The 21,650-nt window shown below is 34.5% G+C and carries 18 protein-coding genes and 1 tRNA gene; 5 read left to right on the forward strand and 14 right to left on the reverse strand.

All coding sequences use genetic code 11. The features are described 5' to 3' along the window. Window positions 1-177: 177 nt before the first annotated feature. Both EKM01_RS11020 and EKM01_RS11025 read right to left on the reverse strand, forming a co-directional pair. Entirely contained in the window at window positions 178-786 is a 609-nt protein-coding gene (locus EKM01_RS11020) for a superoxide dismutase (protein WP_126461769.1), read from the reverse strand. A gap of 330 nt (window positions 787-1,116) precedes the next feature. Beyond that, complete coding sequence (locus EKM01_RS11025; RefSeq protein ID WP_126461765.1) at window positions 1,117-1,800, reverse strand: ComF family protein; 684 nt, start codon at window positions 1,798-1,800, stop codon at window positions 1,117-1,119. Between the two features lie 97 nt (window positions 1,801-1,897). Between EKM01_RS11025 and EKM01_RS11030 the strand changes: the two genes are divergently transcribed. After that, complete coding sequence (locus tag EKM01_RS11030; RefSeq protein ID WP_126461762.1) at window positions 1,898-3,439, forward strand: glycine--tRNA ligase; 1,542 nt, start codon at window positions 1,898-1,900, stop codon at window positions 3,437-3,439. Between the two features lie 52 nt (window positions 3,440-3,491). Here the strand turns inward: EKM01_RS11030 and EKM01_RS11035 are convergent, their stop codons facing one another. Continuing rightward, window positions 3,492-4,028, reverse strand: a complete 537-nt coding sequence (locus EKM01_RS11035; RefSeq protein WP_126569000.1) for a DUF3575 domain-containing protein — start codon at window positions 4,026-4,028, stop codon at window positions 3,492-3,494. A gap of 472 nt (window positions 4,029-4,500) precedes the next feature. On the opposite strand from EKM01_RS11035, the gene EKM01_RS11040 reads away from it, so the two are divergent. The 4 genes from EKM01_RS11040 (at window position 4,501) to EKM01_RS11055 (ending at window position 8,528) form a co-directional block, all read left to right on the forward strand. Continuing rightward, window positions 4,501-5,313 carry a LytTR family DNA-binding domain-containing protein gene (locus EKM01_RS11040; protein ID WP_126461756.1) on the forward strand — a complete coding sequence of 271 codons (813 nt, stop codon included), beginning with the start codon at window positions 4,501-4,503 and terminating at the stop codon, window positions 5,311-5,313. 174 nt (window positions 5,314-5,487) lie between these two features. Then, the gene (locus EKM01_RS11045; protein ID WP_126461753.1) at window positions 5,488-5,676 is read left to right on the forward strand and encodes a hypothetical protein; all 189 of its coding nucleotides are present in this window, start codon (window positions 5,488-5,490) and stop codon (window positions 5,674-5,676) included. Window positions 5,677-5,903: 227 nt separating this feature from the next. Next, the gene (locus EKM01_RS11050; protein ID WP_233589322.1) at window positions 5,904-7,808 is read left to right on the forward strand and encodes a tetratricopeptide repeat protein; all 1,905 of its coding nucleotides are present in this window, start codon (window positions 5,904-5,906) and stop codon (window positions 7,806-7,808) included. A gap of 24 nt (window positions 7,809-7,832) precedes the next feature. Beyond that, the gene (locus EKM01_RS11055) at window positions 7,833-8,528 is read left to right on the forward strand and encodes a response regulator (RefSeq protein WP_126563795.1); all 696 of its coding nucleotides are present in this window, start codon (window positions 7,833-7,835) and stop codon (window positions 8,526-8,528) included. 61 nt (window positions 8,529-8,589) lie between these two features. Here the strand turns inward: EKM01_RS11055 and thiL are convergent, their stop codons facing one another. From thiL to mraY, 11 genes are all read right to left on the reverse strand, one after another. Beyond that, window positions 8,590-9,636 carry a thiamine-phosphate kinase gene (gene thiL, locus EKM01_RS11060; protein ID WP_126461746.1) on the reverse strand — a complete coding sequence of 349 codons (1,047 nt, stop codon included), beginning with the start codon at window positions 9,634-9,636 and terminating at the stop codon, window positions 8,590-8,592. A 510-nt stretch (window positions 9,637-10,146) separates the two neighbouring features. Then, window positions 10,147-10,220: transfer RNA gene (locus EKM01_RS11065), tRNA-Arg, on the reverse strand. Window positions 10,221-10,291: 71 nt separating this feature from the next. Further along, on the reverse strand, window positions 10,292-10,741 hold the full coding sequence (locus tag EKM01_RS11070) for a GatB/YqeY domain-containing protein (protein WP_126768329.1): 450 nt from the start codon (window positions 10,739-10,741) through the stop codon (window positions 10,292-10,294). A 267-nt stretch (window positions 10,742-11,008) separates the two neighbouring features. Then, on the reverse strand, window positions 11,009-12,952 hold the full coding sequence (ftsZ, locus tag EKM01_RS11075; protein WP_126768332.1) for a cell division protein FtsZ: 1,944 nt from the start codon (window positions 12,950-12,952) through the stop codon (window positions 11,009-11,011). A gap of 51 nt (window positions 12,953-13,003) precedes the next feature. Further along, the gene (ftsA, locus tag EKM01_RS11080; RefSeq protein WP_126768335.1) at window positions 13,004-14,380 is read right to left on the reverse strand and encodes a cell division protein FtsA; all 1,377 of its coding nucleotides are present in this window, start codon (window positions 14,378-14,380) and stop codon (window positions 13,004-13,006) included. 6 nt (window positions 14,381-14,386) lie between these two features. Next, window positions 14,387-15,109 (reverse strand): cell division protein FtsQ/DivIB, encoded by a 723-nt coding sequence (locus tag EKM01_RS11085; protein WP_126768338.1) that lies wholly within the window; start codon window positions 15,107-15,109, stop codon window positions 14,387-14,389. Beyond that, window positions 15,096-16,445, reverse strand: a complete 1,350-nt coding sequence (murC, locus tag EKM01_RS11090) for a UDP-N-acetylmuramate--L-alanine ligase (RefSeq protein ID WP_126768341.1) — start codon at window positions 16,443-16,445, stop codon at window positions 15,096-15,098. Before murC ends, EKM01_RS11085 begins: the two co-directional genes overlap by 14 nt. A gap of 51 nt (window positions 16,446-16,496) precedes the next feature. Then, a complete protein-coding gene (gene murG / locus EKM01_RS11095; protein WP_126461729.1) occupies window positions 16,497-17,600 on the reverse strand; it encodes an undecaprenyldiphospho-muramoylpentapeptide beta-N-acetylglucosaminyltransferase in 1,104 nt (367 codons plus the stop codon). 41 nt (window positions 17,601-17,641) lie between these two features. After that, window positions 17,642-18,931, reverse strand: coding sequence for an FtsW/RodA/SpoVE family cell cycle protein (locus EKM01_RS11100; RefSeq protein WP_126461726.1), 1,290 nt, complete (start codon window positions 18,929-18,931; stop codon window positions 17,642-17,644). 72 nt (window positions 18,932-19,003) lie between these two features. Beyond that, complete coding sequence (gene murD / locus EKM01_RS11105) at window positions 19,004-20,335, reverse strand: UDP-N-acetylmuramoyl-L-alanine--D-glutamate ligase (protein ID WP_126461723.1); 1,332 nt, start codon at window positions 20,333-20,335, stop codon at window positions 19,004-19,006. 1 nt (window position 20,336) lies between these two features. Then, window positions 20,337-21,566 carry a phospho-N-acetylmuramoyl-pentapeptide-transferase gene (mraY, locus tag EKM01_RS11110; RefSeq protein ID WP_126461720.1) on the reverse strand — a complete coding sequence of 410 codons (1,230 nt, stop codon included), beginning with the start codon at window positions 21,564-21,566 and terminating at the stop codon, window positions 20,337-20,339. Window positions 21,567-21,650: the final 84 nt, after the last annotated feature.

Genomic DNA, 21,650 nt, shown 5'->3' on the forward strand with positions numbered 1-21,650 from the left:
TGGAATAAAGTGAGGTAAAAAGAAAGTAGAAGGAAGAGAATAGGAAAAAGACGAATAGCCAAGAGTTTATTCGTCTTTTTTGATAGAAAGTGTGGACAATCTATGAGGCATAAAAAAATAGACAAATTAACTTTTAAGTTATTTTGTCTATTCTCTATATTCTATTCTCTTAAAAGACTATTTCTCTAAAGCAAATCTTCTCGCCACTTCCGTCCAGTTAATTACATTGAAAAAGGCTTCGATATAATCTGGTCTTCTGTTTTGATAATGCAAATAATAAGCATGTTCCCAAACATCCATTCCTAAAATTGGAGTTCCGCCACAACCTATGCCTGGCATTAATGGATTGTCTTGGTTAGGAGTTCCGCAAACCTCAACTTTACCTCCTTTATGAACACAAAGCCACGCCCATCCAGAACCAAATTGAGTTGCTCCAGCTTTGCTGAACGATGCTTTAAATTCTTCAAAAGTTCCAAAAGCAGCTTCAATTGCAGCCAATAAATCTCCAGTTGGAAGTCCGCCACCATTTGGCGTCATTACCGTCCAAAACAAATTATGATTGTAAAAACCACCACCGTTATTACGAGCAGGCATGTTTTTCATGTCAAGATTAATCAAAATATTTTCGATCGTCTTTCCTTCCATATCCGTTCCTGCGATAGCAGCATTAAGATTGGTAGTATACGCATTGTGATGTTTCGAGTGATGAATTTCCATCGTGCGGGCATCAATATAAGGTTCTAATGCGTCATACGCATAAGGTAATTGTGGTAATTCAAAAGCCATAATATGATTGTTTAATGATTTATAAATATTTTATCCAAATTTAATCATTTAACTTTGGAAATGGAAATTCTATTTCGTTATAATTTCATTAAATTAATTAATAGTGCGCTCTTTGGAGTTGTAACATACTTGTTTTCAGGAGCTCTTTACTTCGTCTGTTCCAATCTTTTATCCACCGAAAAGGCGCATAAAAAGGATTTTTACTTCAAACAAAGTTCACCGAACTCCTATAAGAGTAAAAGTTAGGTGAAGTAATCAGCGCTAAAAAACGACTGTGCTTTAAGGTATCATTCTGTTTTAAATACATGTTTTGGAACCGAAATATCCAAATTACGACTGCGCCATCGCCATACAAACAATACTGATTTTTGCACCCGGTATTTTAAGTATAGCCCGGGAACAAGCTTCTAAGGTGGCTCCGGTTGTAATAACATCATCAATTAAAAGGAAATGTTTGTTGTGATTTTTTTCAGTAAAGGAAACATCAAAAATAGATTCGATTCCTTCCGTTCTGCCTAGTAAATTTTTCTTGGATTGCGTTTTTGAATACACATTCCGAATCAAAAGTGAGTCATTGTAAGCTACATTTAAACGAGTGGAAAGTGCTTTTCCAAAAGCAGTAACTTGGTTGTATCCCCTTTCTTTTAGTTTCCTTCGATGCAATGGAACTGGAATAATTTCATTTACAGTTGTTAATAATTCAATGTTTTTCAAATCCTCAGCGTACCATTCCCCAAGAATTGTTCCTATTTCTTCGTGTCCTTTGTATTTCAAATTATGAATAAGCACTTGGACAATTCCCTTTTTATGAAAATAAAACAAAGCAGAAGTATGCACGACAGGAATTCGTCCGTAAAATTTTTTGAAAGCATCATTCTCTGGATTCAAATGATGATTGGTCAACGGAATATCGTGTCTGCAAACCGTACAAATCACATTTTCGTTCGCAATTAAAAAGGCGTTGCAACCGGAACAGACCTTTGGAAAAAAAAGATTAATAATGCTTTCAAACATGTAATCAGGGATTTGTTTATAAAAATAGACAAAACAATGCTTCAATCTTTAACAATTTCCTTTTTTTTAAGTTCACTTTTTATATTTTTGCAGTATTATGGCAAAACAAGAAGATTTATTTAAGAATGTAATTTCGCATGCAAAAGAATACGGATTTATTTTTCCGTCAAGCGAAATTTACGATGGTTTAAGTGCAGTCTATGATTATGCACAAAACGGAGTAGAATTAAAAAAGAACATACGCGAATATTGGTGGCGCGCCATGGTTCAAATGAACGATAACATTGTAGGTCTTGATGCCTCTATATTGATGCACCCAACTACCTGGAAAGCATCGGGTCACGTAGACGCGTTCAATGATCCATTGATAGACAACAAAGATTCAAAAAAAAGATATAGAGCCGATGTTTTGATTGAAGATTATGCTGAAAAACTCAACATAAAAGCAATCAAGGAAATCGAAAAGGCAAGAGTGCGTTTTGGTGACACCTTCAATGAACAGGAATTTGTGACTACAAATCCTCGCGTTATAGAGTATAAATCCAAAGAGAGAGAAATTCTGGAACGATTGGGACGTTCTTTAGGAAATGAAGATTTGGAAGATGTAAAAGCATTAATCGAAGAACTGGAGATTGCTTGTCCGGAAACGGGTTCCAGAAACTGGACCGAAGTGCGTCAGTTTAACTTAATGTTTGGCACCAAATTAGGCGCATCCGCAGATACAGCAATGGATTTATATTTGCGTCCGGAAACGGCACAAGGTATTTTTGTCAATTTCCTAAATGTTCAAAAATCAGGACGAATGAAAATTCCTTTTGGAATTGCACAAACTGGAAAAGCGTTTAGAAATGAAATCGTAGCCCGACAGTTTATTTTTCGTATGCGGGAGTTTGAACAAATGGAAATGCAATTTTTTGTGCGTCCAGGCGATGAAATGAAGCATTATGAATTCTGGAAAGAAGCCCGCTTGAAATGGCATTTATCACTTGGTTTAGGAAGAGAAAATTATCGTTTTCACGATCATGAAAAATTAGCCCATTATGCCAATGCAGCGGCTGATATTGAATTTAATTTCCCGTTTGGATTCAAAGAGTTAGAAGGAATTCACTCCAGAACTGATTTTGATTTGAAAGCACACGAGCAGTTTTCCGGCAGAAAATTACAATATTTTGATGCTGAATTAAATCAGAATTACGTTCCTTATGTAGTGGAAACTTCAGTTGGATTAGACAGAATGTTTTTGGCTGTTTTTGCCACTTCATTAAAAGAAGAAACATTAGAAGATGGCTCCACAAGAACTGTTTTGAAATTACCTTCGGTTCTGGCTCCAACTAAAGCAGCAATTTTGCCATTGGTAAAAAAAGACGGATTGCCAGAAATCGCACATAAAATCATTGACGATTTGCGTTGGGATTTTAATGTGACGTATGATGAAAAAGATGCCGTAGGAAGACGCTACAGAAGACAAGATGCGCTTGGAACGCCGTTTTGTATCACAGTAGATCATCAAACTATCGAAGATCAAACGGTTACTATTCGTCACAGAGACACGATGAAACAAGACCGTGTGGCTATTGCAGATTTGAAATCAATTATTGAAAATGAAGTTTCAATGAAAAACTGGCTGATGAAAATATAATTATTTGTAGTCTATATTCAAAAAAAGCTTCTCGATTGAGAAGCTTTTTTGTTTAAAATCGGTATCCTAACGTTATTCCGCCACGTCCTACTATCTCTGGACTATTATCACTAAATAAATTGCGTCCTATTCCAGCATTAAATTCAAAGACGAATCCTTTTCTATGAATCCATTTGGATCCTAGACCAAAACCAAGTGCGAAATCAGCTCCTACTTCATCTGCTACAAAATTAGTTATTGTCGTTCCATTATCGTAATAGTATGTTGTGTAGCCGTGATCTATATATGAATTTAACATTGCAAAACCTTCTACAAAAAATCCAGCAGCTGGTTTTTTTCCAAAATAAGCGCGGTAGTATGGAGTAAGACTAAAGTTAGTGTCAAATTCATCTTCAGCCACAAAAAAGAGTGAAATTCCTAATCCAGTATCCTCATTAATTAGTCGTTCATAAGTTAATTCTACCGCTCCTAGAACTAAAAATAGCGCATTCCCTTTTAATTCATTTCTTCGAAAATCAATTGTTTCTTTTTCTTGGCTAAAACCAAATAAAGAAGAAGTTAAGCAAATTAAGACAAATAATTTTTTCATAGTTTTTGTTTTTTGGAATAAAAGTAAGATAAATTTTTAAAAAAAATATTTTTAACAGTTACTTTTTGGTGGTTAATTCGGACAAAGTTATTATCAATCGACATTCATGCTCTTTGAATCATCAGCACAACAAGTAACAGCTTCACTTTAGGAAAGTTTTTATGCTGACAACTAGAGGTGTTTACGAAATGAATTTAAATTCAAACGTCTATTAAAACAGTAATCATGTTCTTAATCGGATAAATCTGCATTTCATCTTAATGTATCAACATTTGTTAAAAACATATTAACAAGACCTATAAAAAAATAGTTAAATGCTTATTTTTAGAATGTTAAACACAAGTATTTTAGTCATTTTTTGATATTATTGTTTCATTAAATTGCTAAAACACCCCACCTAATTTAATAAACCAAAGTATATTTTGCTTTGGAAATCGGATGTAATGCTTAACAATCCCAGGAAAAGCAATTGATGAATTATTCGTACATTATTATTGACGACAATCAAGAAAGTGTTTTGAAAACAAAAGGCATTGCTGATGGTTTTTCAGAACTAACTTTTGTGGCCTCCGCAAATAATTATACTGATGGACTACATCTAATTTTAGAACATACGCCACAATTAGTTTTTCTTGAAATCGATCCTGTTGATACAACTAGCAATTTGTCTTTGGCATTGATCAATGAATTGCACCGTTACCTAAAAATAATCCCTAAAATTATTATTACCACCCGTAAAAAAGAGTTGGCTTTTGAAGCAATACAATATGAAGTGATGGATTATTTATTAAAGCCACTGGTACCAATCGATGTAATAAAATTGATTTTAAAATTAAATAAATCGGAAGTAGAAAGCGAGGTTGCTTTAAATGAATCGATCATCCTTGAAGAAAAGCCAACGTTCCTGCCACAACCTGAAACAGTACATCAGGGCCAGTCACTCACTTTGTGCATTAAATCATATGGGGATTATCGCTATATTGATGCAAAAGACATCTGTTACCTTAGAGCCGATAATAATTCAACGGACATTCATTTAAATAACGGGGAAATGATTACGGCTTTTAAAACATTGAAACATTTTGAAGGGGTATTGTCATATCCCTTTATTAGGATTCACAACAGTTATATTGTAAATAGGAACTATATTTCCAGAATTCACAGCGGAAATTCTGTGTGTTACATAAAAAACAGTACCGTAAAACTTCCTTTTTCTAAGTCTTACAAGACAAACATCGACCTTATTATCTCTGAATTTGCTAACGGAAATTATTTAGAAATCTAAAATTGTCCGTTCACCCGGATTTAATACCCATTCACTATCATTCGGGCAGGTTCTACCATATACCCCTTTTTTTGTAGGAAAAAATTAAGTTGTCTGTGTAGATTTACAAAAGAATTCCACGCTAATGTGGTTCTAGAAAAGTAAAATCAAACAACAATATAAAATTCCCAAATTATGAAAAAAGCAATTTTAACAATCGGATTATTTTCTTTAGTAATGGTATTAACTTCATTTACTTCAAATGAAGAAATTACTTCAACAACAAAAAATGATAACAAAGCAGAAGTTTTCAAAATTGAAAACGTACAACTAAATCTTGCTGGAAATGGATCAACAAGTCAGGGGAATAAGAAAATGGACTAACAAAATATTAGTAAATATATTGATTTAAGAAAGCTGTCAAATTTTTGGCAGCTTTTTTTATGCTAATACGTTTATTTTCTTATTTTTGATGGTAAAACTTTTTGCTATTGAAACATCCTATATATACAACACTTTTTTTTATTTTTTTATTTTGTGGATGTACTCAAAAAAATACTCCAAATAAAATTACTTTAGATTCTAAAGACAGCCTTTCTACATATTTTTTATTGTCCAACGATTTTGATTTGCCGTCTGAGCAACGAGAAAAATACGTAAAAAAAGCACTTCAAGTCATAACTCCCCAAGAAAATGATTCTTTATATCGTGTAAACCTGTTCAAAATTGCTAATCGCTATTATAACTTAGAAAATTGGAAGGAGTATAAAAGAACGGTACGATTGGTACTTGAAAAATCTGCAATGCAGCAGGATGCTTTTAGTATGGCAAAAGGGAATAATTATTTAGGAGATTATTATGACTCTCAAGGTATTCCGGATAGTTCTTTTTTGTACTATGACAAGGCAGAAAAAATATATATTGAGCTAAATGACAACTATAATCTGGCAAAAACGATTATAAGAAAGGCAAACATACAATTTAATCAAAGTGATTTTTTAGGGGCTGAAAAAGCGGCTTCTAAAGCTTTAAAAATCATAAAGAACACAAACCAAAGCGACATCTTGTATGATGCTTACAATTTATTAGGATTAATTTATAATGAACTAGAGGATTATAAAAATGCAATGCGGTATCACAATAGAGCTTTAGCCAGTATTGATGACGAGTTAATGGCCTCTTTTTATCAGCCAAAAGCGACTTCCTACAATAACATTGGTTACCTCCACCTTAAGACGCAAGACTACAAGCAGGCGAAAAGATATTTTCAAAAAGGACTAGATCAAAAAAATGTATTTAAAGATAAACCCTCATTGCACGCCATGTTATTGAATAATTTAGCGTATTCTAAATTCAAGCTTAATGAAAAGGAAGGGTTGCCAGATTTATTCTTTCGGTCATTAAAAACCAGAGATAGTTTACAACTTAGTGCGGGTGTCATAGCCAGTAAAATAAATTTATCCGAATATTTCATTTCAAAGAATGAAACTTTACGAGCAAGTCAGTTTGCCAAACAAGCCCTTGAATTATCCAAAAAAACAAACAATTATCGTAATGTTTTAAATTCGCTGAAGCAATTATCAATTATAGAGCCACAAAACGCTGCAGTTTATGGAAACGAATACATTAAAGTCAGCGAGAAATTACAAAAATCAGAACGTAAAATGGGTAATAAATTTACCCGTATCGAATACGAAACAGAGGAAATAAAAAACGAGAATAAGGACTTAGTACAACAAAACAGGAATTTAGTTTATATTTTTAGTGGTTTAGCAATGCTTGGTTTATTTTCCTTTGTCATAAGAACCCAAAAAGCAAAAAACAGAGAATTGTTATTCAAGCAACAACAGCAAATGGCCAATGAAGAGATCTATAATTTAATGATCACACAACAAAACACGATTGAAATAAATAGAATTAAGGAAAAGAAAAGAGTAGCACGCGAATTACACGACGGCGTTTTAGGCAGACTATTTGGAGTGCGAATTAACTTGGACAGCTTGAATAAGATTGTTGACGGGACTGCTGTGGAGAAGAGAAATAATTATTTAATAGAATTAAAAAATATTGAGCAGGATATTCGAGAAATTTCACATGACTTGAATAGAGAAAAATCAGAATTAATTAATAACTTCGTCGCCATAGTTGATAATTTATTTGAAGACCAAAAAAAGACTCATAAATCAAAATTAATTTCAAGTATTGATCCAGCTATAAAATGGGAACTAGTAAGTAACTCACTAAAAATCAATTTATACCGTATTCTGCAGGAAGCACTCCAAAACAGTAATAAATATGCTAATGCTAATACCATTAAAATAGAACTAAGAAAAGAAGAAGATCATTTGATTTTAAAAATTAGTGACAATGGTGTTGGTTTTAATATAAAAACAGCTAAAAAAGGCATTGGTCTGCAAAACATACTTTTTCGGACCAAAGAATGCGATGGTATCTTTGACATACAATCCTCAAAAAAAGGAGGAACAATTATAACGGTTACCACCCCAATAGAATAAAAACAATCTTACAACTTATACAAAATGGCTAATGATTCCGTTGATACAGTAAAAACAAAGAATGAAATATTAATAGTTGACGACCATCCTTTTATAATAGAAGGATATAAAAATGCAATTACGAGGTATAATCCGGAGGAATTCGAGTTTTTTATAACTAAAGCAAAAGATTGCGAATCAGCCTACCATATTATTACCAATCCAGCTGTTGTGCCATTTGACATTGCTTTTTTAGATATTAGTATGCCGCCTTATGAAGAAAAAAATATTTATTCCGGCGAGGATTTGGCAAAATTAATATTAGAATACATGCCAAACTGCAAAATTATATTACTAACCATGTATACCGAATTGTTGAAGATAAAAACCATTATCAAAACAATAAATCCAAGTGGACTGGTTATAAAAAACGATTTAACTTTTGATGAATTAATTTTTGCTTTCGATAAGGTTATAAAAAACGAAAAATATTACAGCCAGTCCGTTTTAAAAATGTTGAATCAGGCAGAGGAAAACACAATAGAAATTGATCAATTTGATAAAGATATTTTGTTTCATATATCAAAAGGAACCAAGCTGAATGACATTCCACAATATATTCCAATTTCACTTGGAGCAATTGAGCAACGCAAACTGAATTTAAAAGAATTATTAAAAATAGAACATGGAAGCGATATTGATTTAGTCCAGGAAGCTAAAAACAAAGGATTGCTATTTTAATTTTATCAAATAAAAAACGACACTTAATAGGTGTCGTTTTTTATTTGTTTTAAAGAGATTTCTATTCACTCAAAGCATCCCAACCACGAGCTTTCAATGCTATTTTCGTGTTGGCACGAGTCACTAAATGAATGCCTTCGCTTTCTTGTGTCATGTGCCCAATGATTGTAAAGTTTGGATTCCCTTTGATTTTTTCAAAATCGTCCATAGCAATAGTGAAAAGCAATTCATAATCTTCGCCTCCGTTTATGGCAACAGTGGTACTGTCGATATCGAATTCTTCACAAACATTAATAAATGTTGGATCAATTGGTAGTTTGTCTTCGTATAAATTACACCCTACCTTAGATTGTTTGCACAAATGCATAATCTCAGACGATAATCCATCTGAAATATCAATCATTGAAGTTGGTCTTATTTCTAAAGCGTGCAATAGAGTACGAACATCTTTGCGTGCTTCCGGTTTCAATTGTCGTTCAATTAAATATGTGTACGCATCTAAATCTGGTTGTGAATTTGGATTCACCTGAAACACTTGCTTTTCGCGTTCCAAAACTTGCAACCCCATATAAGCAGCCCCAATATCGCCAGTTACGACTAATAAATCCGTTTGTTTGGCACCATTTCTATACACGATTTCATTTTCATCTGCTTCGCCAATGGCAGTTATACTGATGATTAACCCTTTCTGGGAGGAAGTCGTATCTCCACCGATAACATCTACATTGTATTCATTTGCAGCATGCGTAATTCCTGCAAACAATTCATCCAAAGCTTCTAAAGGAAAACGATTAGAGACTGCTACTGAAACCGTGATTTGCGTGGGTTTAGCATTCATAGCGCAAATATCAGAAACATTGACCACTACCGCTTTGTAGCCCAAATGTTTTAAGGGCATGTATGCCAAATCAAAATGCACACCTTCTATCAATAAATCCGTCGAAACTACTACTCTTTTATCTTTGAAATCCAAAACAGCGGCGTCATCGCCAATTCCTTTTAAAGTTGAAGGCTGATTGATTTTGAAGTTTTTTGTCAAATGGGCAATCAATCCAAATTCGCCTAACTGAGCAATACTTGTGCGTTGTGGGTTTTTATCTTCGATCATTATTTAAATTATTTTTGAGGTTGCAAATATACAAAGAAATATTCGCCTTGATTTGTTCCAATTTTCATTAATTTCATTCGAACTTTCAAATACTTAAATCGGACAAAATGAAATTATTTGATATCGTTACCCGTTGGGCATAATTGAAAATTCACTTATGATGTAAAAACAACCGTTCAGAGATGAGCGATTTTTTTGCATTACCTAATTAAATTCAAATTAAACAAGCGTAAAAATAAAGGTTTGCACCTATCTGTTACGCGTGTATAAAATCAATCAATTGAATTATATTGAATATTGCATTATCTGTTACGTGCGTGTAAACATTATTTAATTAAATTCTATTAATAGTTGATTAATCAGATTTTTTTTAAATATTAGAGGGGAATTTTAATTTATTTCAGTTACTTATATGAACTAAAAAAACACCCAGAAAATGAGTGTTTTTTAAAATGGATAACTAAATGTTAACTAAAATGTTTGTTAAGTACTGTAAACAGGGTATTAAAGTGACCACGGCAGGGTTCGAACCTGCAACCCTCAGAGTCGAAATCTGATATTCTATCCAGTTGAACTACGCAGTCAATATTATTTCAGATTATTCAGCAACAGTTTTATATCCTATATATAAAACTGTTACTCTTAAATCATAAATCTATGTCAATAATTTTTTAACTATAGTAGAGATCGTTTTCCCCTCAGCAGTTCCACCTAATTGTGCTGCGGCCAATCCCATTACTTTTCCCATTGCTGCAATGCCTGCGGCACCAGTTTCGGCAATGATTTTTGCTACTACAGCTTCTACTTCTGCTTCGCTTAATTGTGCTGGCAAGAATTTTTCTATTACTGCTATTTGTGCTAATTCTGGTTCAGCCAAATCCAAACGATTTTGTTCTGTAAAAATTTTAGCGCTATCCTTACGGGTTTTTACTAATTTTTGAAGCAATTTTATTTCATCATCCGCTGAGATTTCTTCTTTTGATCCTGTAGCGGTTTGCGCTAGTAAAATTTCAGATTTAATAGCTCTTAAGGCTTCTAGAGCAACTGTGTCTTTGGCTCTCATGGCGGTTTTAATTTCGTCCATGATGTGTATTGATAAACTCATAATATTTAGTGTTTATTTATTAATCGATTATTTATCAAATCGATTATTGAAATGCTCATTATAAAACCACTACTTTTCTGAATGTTCAAAAGGGTAGTAAAGGCTCCTGCTTTTTTTGCGGGACTTGAAACAACCGCTTTTTTAATGCCCGACAAATTTAAAAAAATTTACTGGAATTAACAACAAATTGCCTTGTTCAGATTACACAAAAAAAGTAACCCGAAAATCAAATTAAATTTTCGGGTTACTTAGTTTATTTTGAGTTCATTAATCCACGTTATCGTGTAAGTATGAATTATTTGAACGCAGCTGCAAATCATTATTACTATCCGTTCCTACAGAAATTCTAGAATTCGTATTATTAGCTTGATGGTTTGAAATGTCTATTCCTAATCTTTTGTAAGCCGGTTCTTTTTCATATTCTTCAATTTTAGAGACATTGTTATGAAACTTATAATTGAATTCTTTTAATTTTTTCCTTCTTTCATCCGCTCTCATTCGCAATGATTCTTCGATAGTCATTTCAGTAGGCGAAATTGCCTGAAAGTCAACTGGAACCAGCGCTGCGCTGTCAACTTGTTTCATGGTAATATTTAATTCCTCCGGAATTACAACCTCTGGAGTTTTCGCTACTGGTTTTGCCATGAAATCATTTTCTGGCTCCATATATTCTTCAAGAGAATATTTAATGATTCCGTTATCTGTCAATTCCGTTACCGGAACAAATTGAACGGCTTCATTTACTCTTATATCACTCGTTTCTGGAGTCAATTCAAATAAAATTTTACTGGCCTCTACCGGAACTACAGGCGCTGTTTTAAAAAGTGGCAGATCAAAGGAGAATGTAGTTTGTTCCTGTCTTTCTACTGCTTTTGGCTGAATAGTCTTTAGCTCTTTAACCTCGGCGACAGGTGATGTGATTGTAAAATCAATATCTGTTATTGGAGAAACAATTTCAAAAGTCACATCTAAGTTTTTGATAAATTCAGACATAACGATTAGTTCTTCGTTATTAATGACTGGCACCGTTACCACTGGCTCAGGAGCAGCTACTGTATCTTCTAATAAATCAAAAATAACTCTCTCATTTGAATTTGTCGATGGTGATTCCATATTCAAATCAAATGCAGCAACTGTCTTGTTGGTCAGATTATGAACACTTCGCTGTTCGTCCTCAAGTGTATGTATTATTTTTTTGGGTTCTGTATTTACAATTTCGTTTTGTTGCTCGATATCAAATCCTGTGGCAATAATGGTCACAGCAATAGCGTCTCCCAGAGATTCATCTTCACCAACTCCCATGATAATGTTAGCGTTATGGCCTGCTTCCACTTGTATGTGATCATTAATCTCTCCTATTTCGTCAATGGTAATTTCATTAGTTCCAGAAACGATAAGCAACAATACGTTTTTGGCACCTGTAATTTTATTGTCATTCAACAAAGGAGAATCTAAAGCGGCGATAATCGCTTCCTTAGCTCTGTTTTCACCTGAAGAAACAGAAGATCCCATAATAGCCGTTCCGCTATTAAACAATACTGTTTTCGCATCTCTTAAATCGATATTCTGGGTGTAGTGATGCGTAATTACTTCGGCAATACCTCTTGAGGCTGTCGCCAAAACTTCATCTGCTTTTGAAAACCCTGCTTTGAAACCAAGATTTCCATATACTTCTCTTAATTTATTATTATTGATAACAATTAAAGAATCGACTTGTTTGCGTAATTTTTCGATACCAATTAAGGCTTGTTCCTGACGCACTTTCCCTTCAAACAAGAAAGGCAAAGTCACAATACCCACAGTAAGAATGTCTCTTTCTTTAGCCAATTGTGCAATTACTGGTGCAGCACCCGTACCAGTACCACCACCCATTCCGGCTGTAATAAATACCATTTTAGTATTGCGATCCAACATTTTTTCAATCTCGGAAATGCTTTCAATAGCTGATTGCTGTCCAACATCCGGGTTTGCTCCTGCACCAAGTCCTTCGGTTAAGTGTACTCCTAGCTGAATTTTATTAGGCACAGAACTACTCTGTAAAGCTTGAGAATCCGTATTACACACGATAAAATCTACGCCTTTGATCCCTTGTTTAAACATGTGATTGATGGCGTTACTTCCGCCTCCACCTACACCAATAACTTTGATTACATTTGATTGGTTTTTTGGTAAATCAAATGAAATACTTCCAAATTCTGAGTTGCTCATCATTTTATTTGGTTTTTGATATTTATTATTAATTCTTGTGAATGTTTTTACTATCTATTCTGCATTATCCAGAAAATCTTTAATCTTATCAACATAACGATCAAAGAAATTTTTCTGTATTCTGTTTACGGTAGAATTATGTTTTTCTTTTAAATTCTCAACTTCTTCCTCTTTTTCAGGCATTTCATAAACTAGATTTTCAGCCGCGGCTGCCCTGTAAGCCAATGTTCTTGGCTGTTCTACAGCATCTTTTCTAACTGCACTCTGTGATTTATTCTCAATACTTTTCATTACTAACCCAACAGCTGTTGCGTACAAAGGACTTGAAATCTCCTCGTCAGAATTCCCTGCCAGATGTTCGTTTGGATATCCAATTCTGGTATCCATCCCAGTAATGTATTCTACTAACTGCTTGATATGTTTCAATTGGGCACCACCGCCAGTCAGCACTATCCCTGCAATTAACTTTTTGCGAGGATCTTCATGACCGTATGCTTTTACCTCCGTAAATACTTGATCTACAATCTCAACAACACGCGCATGAATTATTTTGGAAAGATTCTTTAATGAAATTTCTTTTGGTTCTCTACCTCTTAATCCCGCAATGGAAACAATTTCGTTGTCTCTGTTTTCTCCTGGCCAAGCAGAACCAAATTTAACTTTCAACAATTCAGCTTGTTTTTCAATAATCGAGCATCCTTCTTTGATATCTTCCGTAATGACATTACCACCAAAAGGAATTACCGCTGTGTGACGAATAATACCATCTTTAAAAATAGCCAAATCTGTTGTTCCTCCACCAATATCGATCAATGCAACTCCAGCTTCTTTTTCTTCCTGACTCAAAACGGCATCTGCTGAAGCCAATGGTTCTAATGTTAAACCTGATAATTCGATTCCGGAACTTTGAATGCATCTGCCTACATTACGTATCGATGAAGCTTGCCCCACTACAACATGAAAACTAGACTCTAATCGTCCGCCATACATTCCTATAGGCTCTTTGATTTCGGATTGTCCGTCAATTTTAAATTCTTGCGGCAAAACATGTATGATTTCTTCCCCTGGCAACATGGCCAATTTATTTACTTGATCAATCAAAAGCTGAATGTCATTCCCTCCAATTACTTCTTCGGGATTGCTTCTACTGATATAATCAGTATGCTGAATACTGCGGATGTGTTGTCCCGCGATTCCTACCACTACATCTTTTATTTTATAACCTGAATTATTTTCGGCTTCTTGAATCGCTTGCTGTATTGACTGTATGGTTTGAGTAATATTATTTACCACGCCTCTTGCTACACCTAAACTTTTAGATTTTCCTACACCTAAAATTTCTAGTTTGCCATATTCATTCTTCTTGCCTATCATGGCAACTATTTTAGTTGTCCCAATATCTAGACCTACTGCAATATTCTCTTTTTCCATTATCTATTATTTAGTGCAAACTACTTGTTCCGTAAATCGGAGGTCAATTTTCTTATATTTATACAACGAACTGTCTAAAACCGCTTTTTGAAAAAAAGCTTTATAATTTTTAAATTTATGCGCTACATGTATCAATTTACCAAAATCTATTTGATAGTCAAAATTTCTGTTTAACATTTTTAAGCTTCCATTTGGCATAATTTGAACTCCAATGATGTTTTTTTTCAAAAAATCATCTTCATAAATCATGCGAAGTAAACTAGTTAAATCTTCGTTGTTGTTTTTATTTATTCTCCCTGAAACAAGCGGAACTCTTGCTGTAAAATTAGTTGATAACGGCATTCTATTCCCTTCGTAATCAATGTAAAAAGAACCTTTCTCACCAAAAACCCTGGCAATAGGATTTTTTTGTTTGACTACTGCTTTTAACACCCCGTCAATGGTTACAAATACGTGTGATTTTTCAATCATCGCATGTGCATCGAGAGTGGATTCCAACTTATTCAAATCTAAATTAACTTTTTGAATGCTTGATGCCTCTTTTTTATTTTCTATTAACAATTTATCAACCGTTTCTTGCCGCACAAAAGGAGCGTTATCCCCTACAAAAACAACGACAGATTTAGTCAGTTTTCTATTTTTATTTCGATCTGATGTAAACGAAAAAAGAAAAATCACTACCACAACCATGAGCAATAATCTAATATTGGTCCAATTAAATACTTTCATGTATCGCTTTTTTTATGATTGGTACTAATTCTCCAATATCTCCTGCTCCAATTGTTACTATTACAGTAGCATTGCTTGCTAAAATTGTTGGAATTAAATCCTCTTTAGAAACTATTTTTTTATGGTTATTAGTCATTTTACTCATCAACCATTGTGCGTTAACACCCTCCATTGGTAATTCACGAGCCGGATAAATATCTAATAAAACAACCTCATCAAAGGCGGATAAACTTTTAGCAAAATCATCCACAAAATCTCTGGTTCTACTAAACAAATGAGGTTGAAAAACAGCCAATACTTTTTGATTTGGATACAATTCGCTGACTGCCTGATGCACGGCATTTATCTCTGTAGGATGATGCGCATAATCATCTATATATACTTTTCTATCTGTTTTTATTTGGTACGAAAATCTTCTTTTTATTCCTTTGAATGATGCAATGCCTTTTGCAATGGCATCGGTTGGGGTGCCGAATAAGTTAGCCATTGCAATAGCCATTAATGCATTCATTAAATTATGTCTTCCCGGTAAACCAAAATGTAAATCTCTAATTATTTCGGTAGGCGTTTGCACATCAAAAACGTAACTGCCGTTTCCTACTCTAACATTAAATGCCTTGTAAACAGCCGCTTCGTTTACTGCACAAGTGATGCCTTCTAATGGCAATTCTTTTGTTATGAAAAGATTGTTTTTATCTTCTATTTTAGAAGCAAATTCAATGAAAGAAGCTTCTATTGCTTCACTGGTTCCATAAATATCTAAATGATCCGCATCCATTGAGGTAATACATGCAATATTAGGATGCAAATGCAAAAAGGAACGGTCAAATTCATCCGCTTCAACTACAGTCACGGTTGAACCGCTTCCTATTAAATTTGAATTATAATTTTCGACTATTCCACCAATAAACGCGGTAACATCAGCACCACTTTCGTACAAAAGATGGCCTAAAATCCCTGATGTAGTTGTTTTACCATGTGTTCCGGCAACCGCAAAACAAAAGGTGTCTTTTGTAATTAACCCTAAAACTTCGGCTCTTTTTTTGATTTGGTAATTTCTTTCTACAAAAAAATTCCACTCAGAATGCGTCTTAGGAACAGCCGGAGTAATAATTACCAGTGTATTGTCTAGATAAAAATCTTTTGGAATCAAATCAATACTGTCTTCGAAATGAATTGAAATTCCACTTTCAATTAACTCCGTAGTAAGAATAGAAGGCGTTTTATCATAACCCGAAACTTGCTTTCCCAAATTGCGAAAATAACGAGCCAGATTACTCATCCCGATTCCTCCAATCCCTATAAAATAGACGTTATGTATTTGATTTAAGTTCATTTTTTTATGTCTTAAAGTCTTAAAGCCTTAAAGTTTTAAAGTCATTTGACTTTATGCCTTTCGGATTTGGACTAATTTAATTATTTCATCTACAATTTGTTTTGTTGCTTCTGGCAGAGCCAACTGTTTTATGTTTTCACTAAGTTCTTTCTGTTTTTCCGGATCATTGACCAAGGACTCAAAAACAACACTAAATTGTGTGTCCAGTTGATTTTCTTTAAGCAGAATTGCTCCATTTTTATCTACTACAGCTTGCGCATTTTTAGTTTGATGGTCCTCTGCAACATTAGGCGAAGGGATAAAAATCACCGGTTTACCAACAATGCATAATTCCGAAACAGAAGATGCTCCTGCCCGGGAAATCACAAAATCTGCTGCTGCATATACTAAATCCATCCGGTCAATAAAAGAATGAATTTGTATGTTTTCATTTTCTTGACAATATTTATACTCCTCAAAATACAATTTCCCACATTGCCAGATCACTTGTACATTATGGGCTGAAAAAGTTAGAATTTCTTTAGCAATCAACTGATTTACTCTTCTTGCACCTAGACTTCCTCCTAATACCAAAAGCGTTTTTTTATTGGGATCTAAATCAAAATAGCGAATTGCCTCCGCTCTTTTACTGTCAATATCAATTAAATCCTGACGCACAGGATTTCCAGTCAAAATCATTTTTTCTTTCGGAAAAAATCGCTGTAAATTCTCGTAAGCCACACAAATCTTGTTGGCTCTTTTGCTTAACAATTTATTGGTAATTCCTGGAAAGGAATTTTGTTCCTGAATCAGTGTTGGAATTCCGCAAAGCGCTGCTATCTGTAACAACGGTCCACTGGCAAAACCACCTGTTCCTATTACTACATCTGGTTTAAATTGTTTGATTATAGTACGTGATTTCAATAAACTACTAATCAGTTTTATTGGAAAAAGAGTGTTATCAAAGGTGAATCGTCTTTGTAATCCTGCAATCCATAACCCTATTATTTTGTAGCCTGCCTGAGGTACTTTTTGCATTTCCATTTTATCTTTGGCCCCTACAAAAAGGAAATCAGCGTCCGGAAAACGAGTTTTCAATTCATTAGCAATAGCAATTGCCGGATAGATATGCCCACCCGTTCCACCTCCACTTAATATGAATTTATACTGTTTCATTTTCAATCAATTACTGCGTTATTGTGTTTTTATAAAACAACTTATTTATTTAAAACTGCCTGCAATGGATTTTTCGCTTTATCTTCAATAGAATAGGATTCCTCAACCACTGTTTCTTCTTCTAGTTCCCTATCGATTAATTTCTGAAGTGCTTCTTCCCTTTTGGCTGCTTCTTTCAATTCTTGTACGATCTCTTCTTCTTTTTTGGTCACACTAATAATGATTCCAAGGGCAAAACACGTCATCCAGATAGAACTTCCTCCGCTGCTAATCAAGGGTAATGTTTGTCCAGTGACCGGCAATAATTCTACAGCAACAGCCATGTTGACCATGGCCTGGAATATCATTGGAAAACCCAAACCTATGACTACTAATTTCCCAAAGAGCGTGGTGGCTTTGTGTGAGGCAATAACAAATCGGAACAACAACAATAAGTATAGTGTAAGCACGCCTAAACCTCCAATGAGCCCATATTCTTCTACAATAATTGCAAAAATAAAATCAGAAGAAGATTGTGGCAAAAAGTTCTTTTGAATGCTTTTCCCCGGACCTAATCCGTATATTTTTCCGGATGCAATTGCAATTTTCGCTTTTTCAATTTGGTAATCGTCTTCCTCTGGTTTATCTGTGGTAAAACTTTCAATTCTGTTTCCCCAAGTTCCTACCCTACTAAAAAATTTCGAATCAGGGAACGCTTTTGAAAGCAGAATAAAAAAGGCCAGAAATACAATTCCTGAACCCAGAATGACTGCAATGTATTTGATAGGATATTTTCCAATAAAAACCAACATCAATACCATCGAAAAAATCAATGCCGTTGTTGAGAAATTAGCTGGCAAAATAAACATTAAGGTAATGAATACCGGCGTCCAAAGCTCCCAAATAGAAGACTTAAAAGTAATAGGGACTTCTCTGGTTTTAGACAAGTACCGCGCTACAAAAATAAACAACACTATTGAGGCCAATGTTGACGTTTGGAACGTGACCCCAATAAACGGAACCTGAATCCATCGACTGGCATTAGCGCCGGCAATAACTGTTCCTTTGATTAATGTGTAGGCCAATAAAACCCAAACAACGGGCAATCCTACTTTAGAAATAGCCCGAAAATAATGATACGGTACTTTATGAACCCAGTAAATAATTAAAAAACCAATACAAATATGAGCCAAATGTTTGACTAAATAGCCCAATGTATTTCCGGTTCCCCGACCAAGATAGGCCAAGTTACTACTCGCACTAAAAACAGGCATAAAGGAAAACAAAGCCAATAAAGCCACGAATGACCAAATTACTCTATCTCCTTTCAAATTGTTTATTAGTTGCTTCATTTTTGGTTTTGGCTTTTTTTGGTTTTGGATTTTGGCGCTAAAACCTAGCACCTAGAACCTAAAACCTTTTTTCTATAAATTTCTAACGGCTAGTTTAAACTGATTTCCTCTGTCCTCATAATTTTCAAATAAATCAAAACTGGCACATGCCGGGGACAATAACACTACGTCTCCTTTTTCTGATACTCGTTGTGCCATTCTCACCGCATCATCCATACTGGACACTTCAATCATCATGTCAACCACATTCCCAAAAACATCAATTATCTTTTTATTATCCACACCAAGGCAGATAATCGCTTTAACTTTTTCACGCACTAAGGACATCAATTCATTGTAATCATTTCCTTTATCAACCCCGCCCACAATCCATACCGTAGGAGCATTCATACTGTCTAATGCAAAAAAAGTAGCGTTCACATTCGTTGCTTTAGAATCATTAATATACTGCACGTTTTGGATTTTAAAAACTTTTTCTAAACGGTGTTCTACTCCTTGAAAATTAGAAAGACTCTCCCGAATTGTAGCTTTTCTTATTTGCATTAATTTTGCCACAGAAGTTGCTGCCATTGCGTTTTTCATGTTATGTTTCCCTTCTAAAGCAATGTGTTCGGTGTCCATTGTAAACTCTTCCTGATTAATCTTTATTTCCATTTTGTTGTTTTGTATATAAGCTCCTTCGTTGAATGTTTTAGTCAATGAAAAAGGAATTAATTTCGCCTTTGTTGTGTGTGTTTTGAACCATTCATTGATGGCTTCGTCATCTGCATCATAAATGAGGTAATCCTCCTGAGTCTGATTCATCGTAATCCTGAATTTTGCGTCAATATAATTTTCATATTTATAATTATATCGATCCAGATGATCCGGGCTTATATTGGTAATTATGGCAATATGCGGTTTGAAATTTTCAATCCCGTCCAGCTGAAAACTACTCAATTCAAGCACATACAAATCATATTTATTATCAGCAACTTGCCAGGCAAAACTCTTTCCTATATTGCCCCCCAATCCTACATTTAGCCCCGCTGCTTTTAGCAAATGATGTGTCAGCATTGTAGTGGTGGTCTTTCCGTTACTCCCAGTTATCCCTATAATGGTAGCCTCAGTGTAAGGAGCAGCAAACTCAATTTCAGAAATTACCGAGATTCCTTTCTCCTTTAATTTTTTTACAATTGGAGAATTATCCGAAATTCCGGGACTTTTCATCACCACATCAGCATTCAAAATCAATTCTTCCGTATGCAGCTGCTCTTCCCATGTTATTTCATTAATAAGAAGAACCTCTTTGTAATTCTCTTTTATCTTTCCAAAATCAGACACAAAAACATCATATCCTTTTTTCTTACCCAGAATAGCAGTGCCAACACCGCTTTCGCCTCCACCTAAAATTACTAGCCTCATGTTATCTTAATTTTAAAGTAACGATTGACAAAATGGCCAGCATGATGGCAACAATCCAAAACCGGGTCACAATTTTACTTTCGTGATAGCCCTTTTTCTGATAATGGTGATGCAAAGGCGACATTAAAAATATTCTTCGGCCTTCGCCAAAGCGTTTCTTGGTATACTTGAAATAACTGACCTGAAGAATCACAGATAAATTTTCGACAAGAAAAATTCCGCACAATAAAGGAATCAGCATTTCTTTACGGACTGCAATTGCCAGAACTGCAATAATTCCGCCTATTGTTAAACTTCCTGTATCACCCATAAAAACAGATGCCGGATACGAATTGTACCAAAGAAACCCGATTAACGATCCAACAAAAGCCGCAATAAAGACTGTCATTTCCCCTGAATTAGGGATATACATGATGTTCAGATAATTAGAGAAAATAATGTTTCCCGAAACAAACGTAAATATTCCCAGTGCCAATACTGAAATCGCGGATGTTCCTGCTGCCAAACCATCTATTCCATCAGTCAAATTAGCTCCATTAGAAACAGCGGTGATAATAAAAATAACAACCGGAATAAAAATCAACCAAGCCCATTTTTCATATCCTTCACCAGTCCATGCTAATAGTTCCGCATAATCGAATTCATTATTTTTAAAAAAAGGAATCGTTGTTGCAGTTGATTTTTCTTCGAGCGGCGCTTGAAAAACTACATTTTCAGTAGAAGCCTTGAAAACATTGGCTTTACCAATATCCGTTCTCACTGTAACCCCGGCATGAAAATACAAGACGGTTCCCACAATGAGACCTAAACCCACTTGACCAACAACCTTAAATATTCCTTTTAATCCTTGTTTGTCTCTTTTGAAAATTTTAATATAATCATCTATAAAACCAATAGTCCCCATCCAAAGCGTGGTAACAATCAATAACACAATGTAGATATTATGCAATTTTGCAAATAATAATACCGGTACCAGCGTAGCAAAAATAATGATTAATCCACCCATGGTCGGCGTCCCCGCTTTTTCGTTCTGACCAGCTAAACCAAGCTCTCGCACGGTTTCACCCACTTGCTGTCTTTGCAAAAAGCGAATTATAATTTTTCCGTAAATTGTTGATAACAACAACGAAAGCATCAATGCTAATGCAGATCTAAAAGTGATGTACTGAAAAACACCGGTTCCCGGAACGTCAAGTGTTTTGTCTAAATATTCAAATAAATAGTATAGCATATCTCTTTGTTTATTTGGTTTATCTTTTTTTGGTTATTTGGTTAATCGGTTATTTGGATATTCCCATAAACAAATAAACAGTTA

The organism is Flavobacterium sp. RSP46, from assembly GCF_003984825.1.
GTDB lineage: Bacteria > Bacteroidota > Bacteroidia > Flavobacteriales > Flavobacteriaceae > Flavobacterium.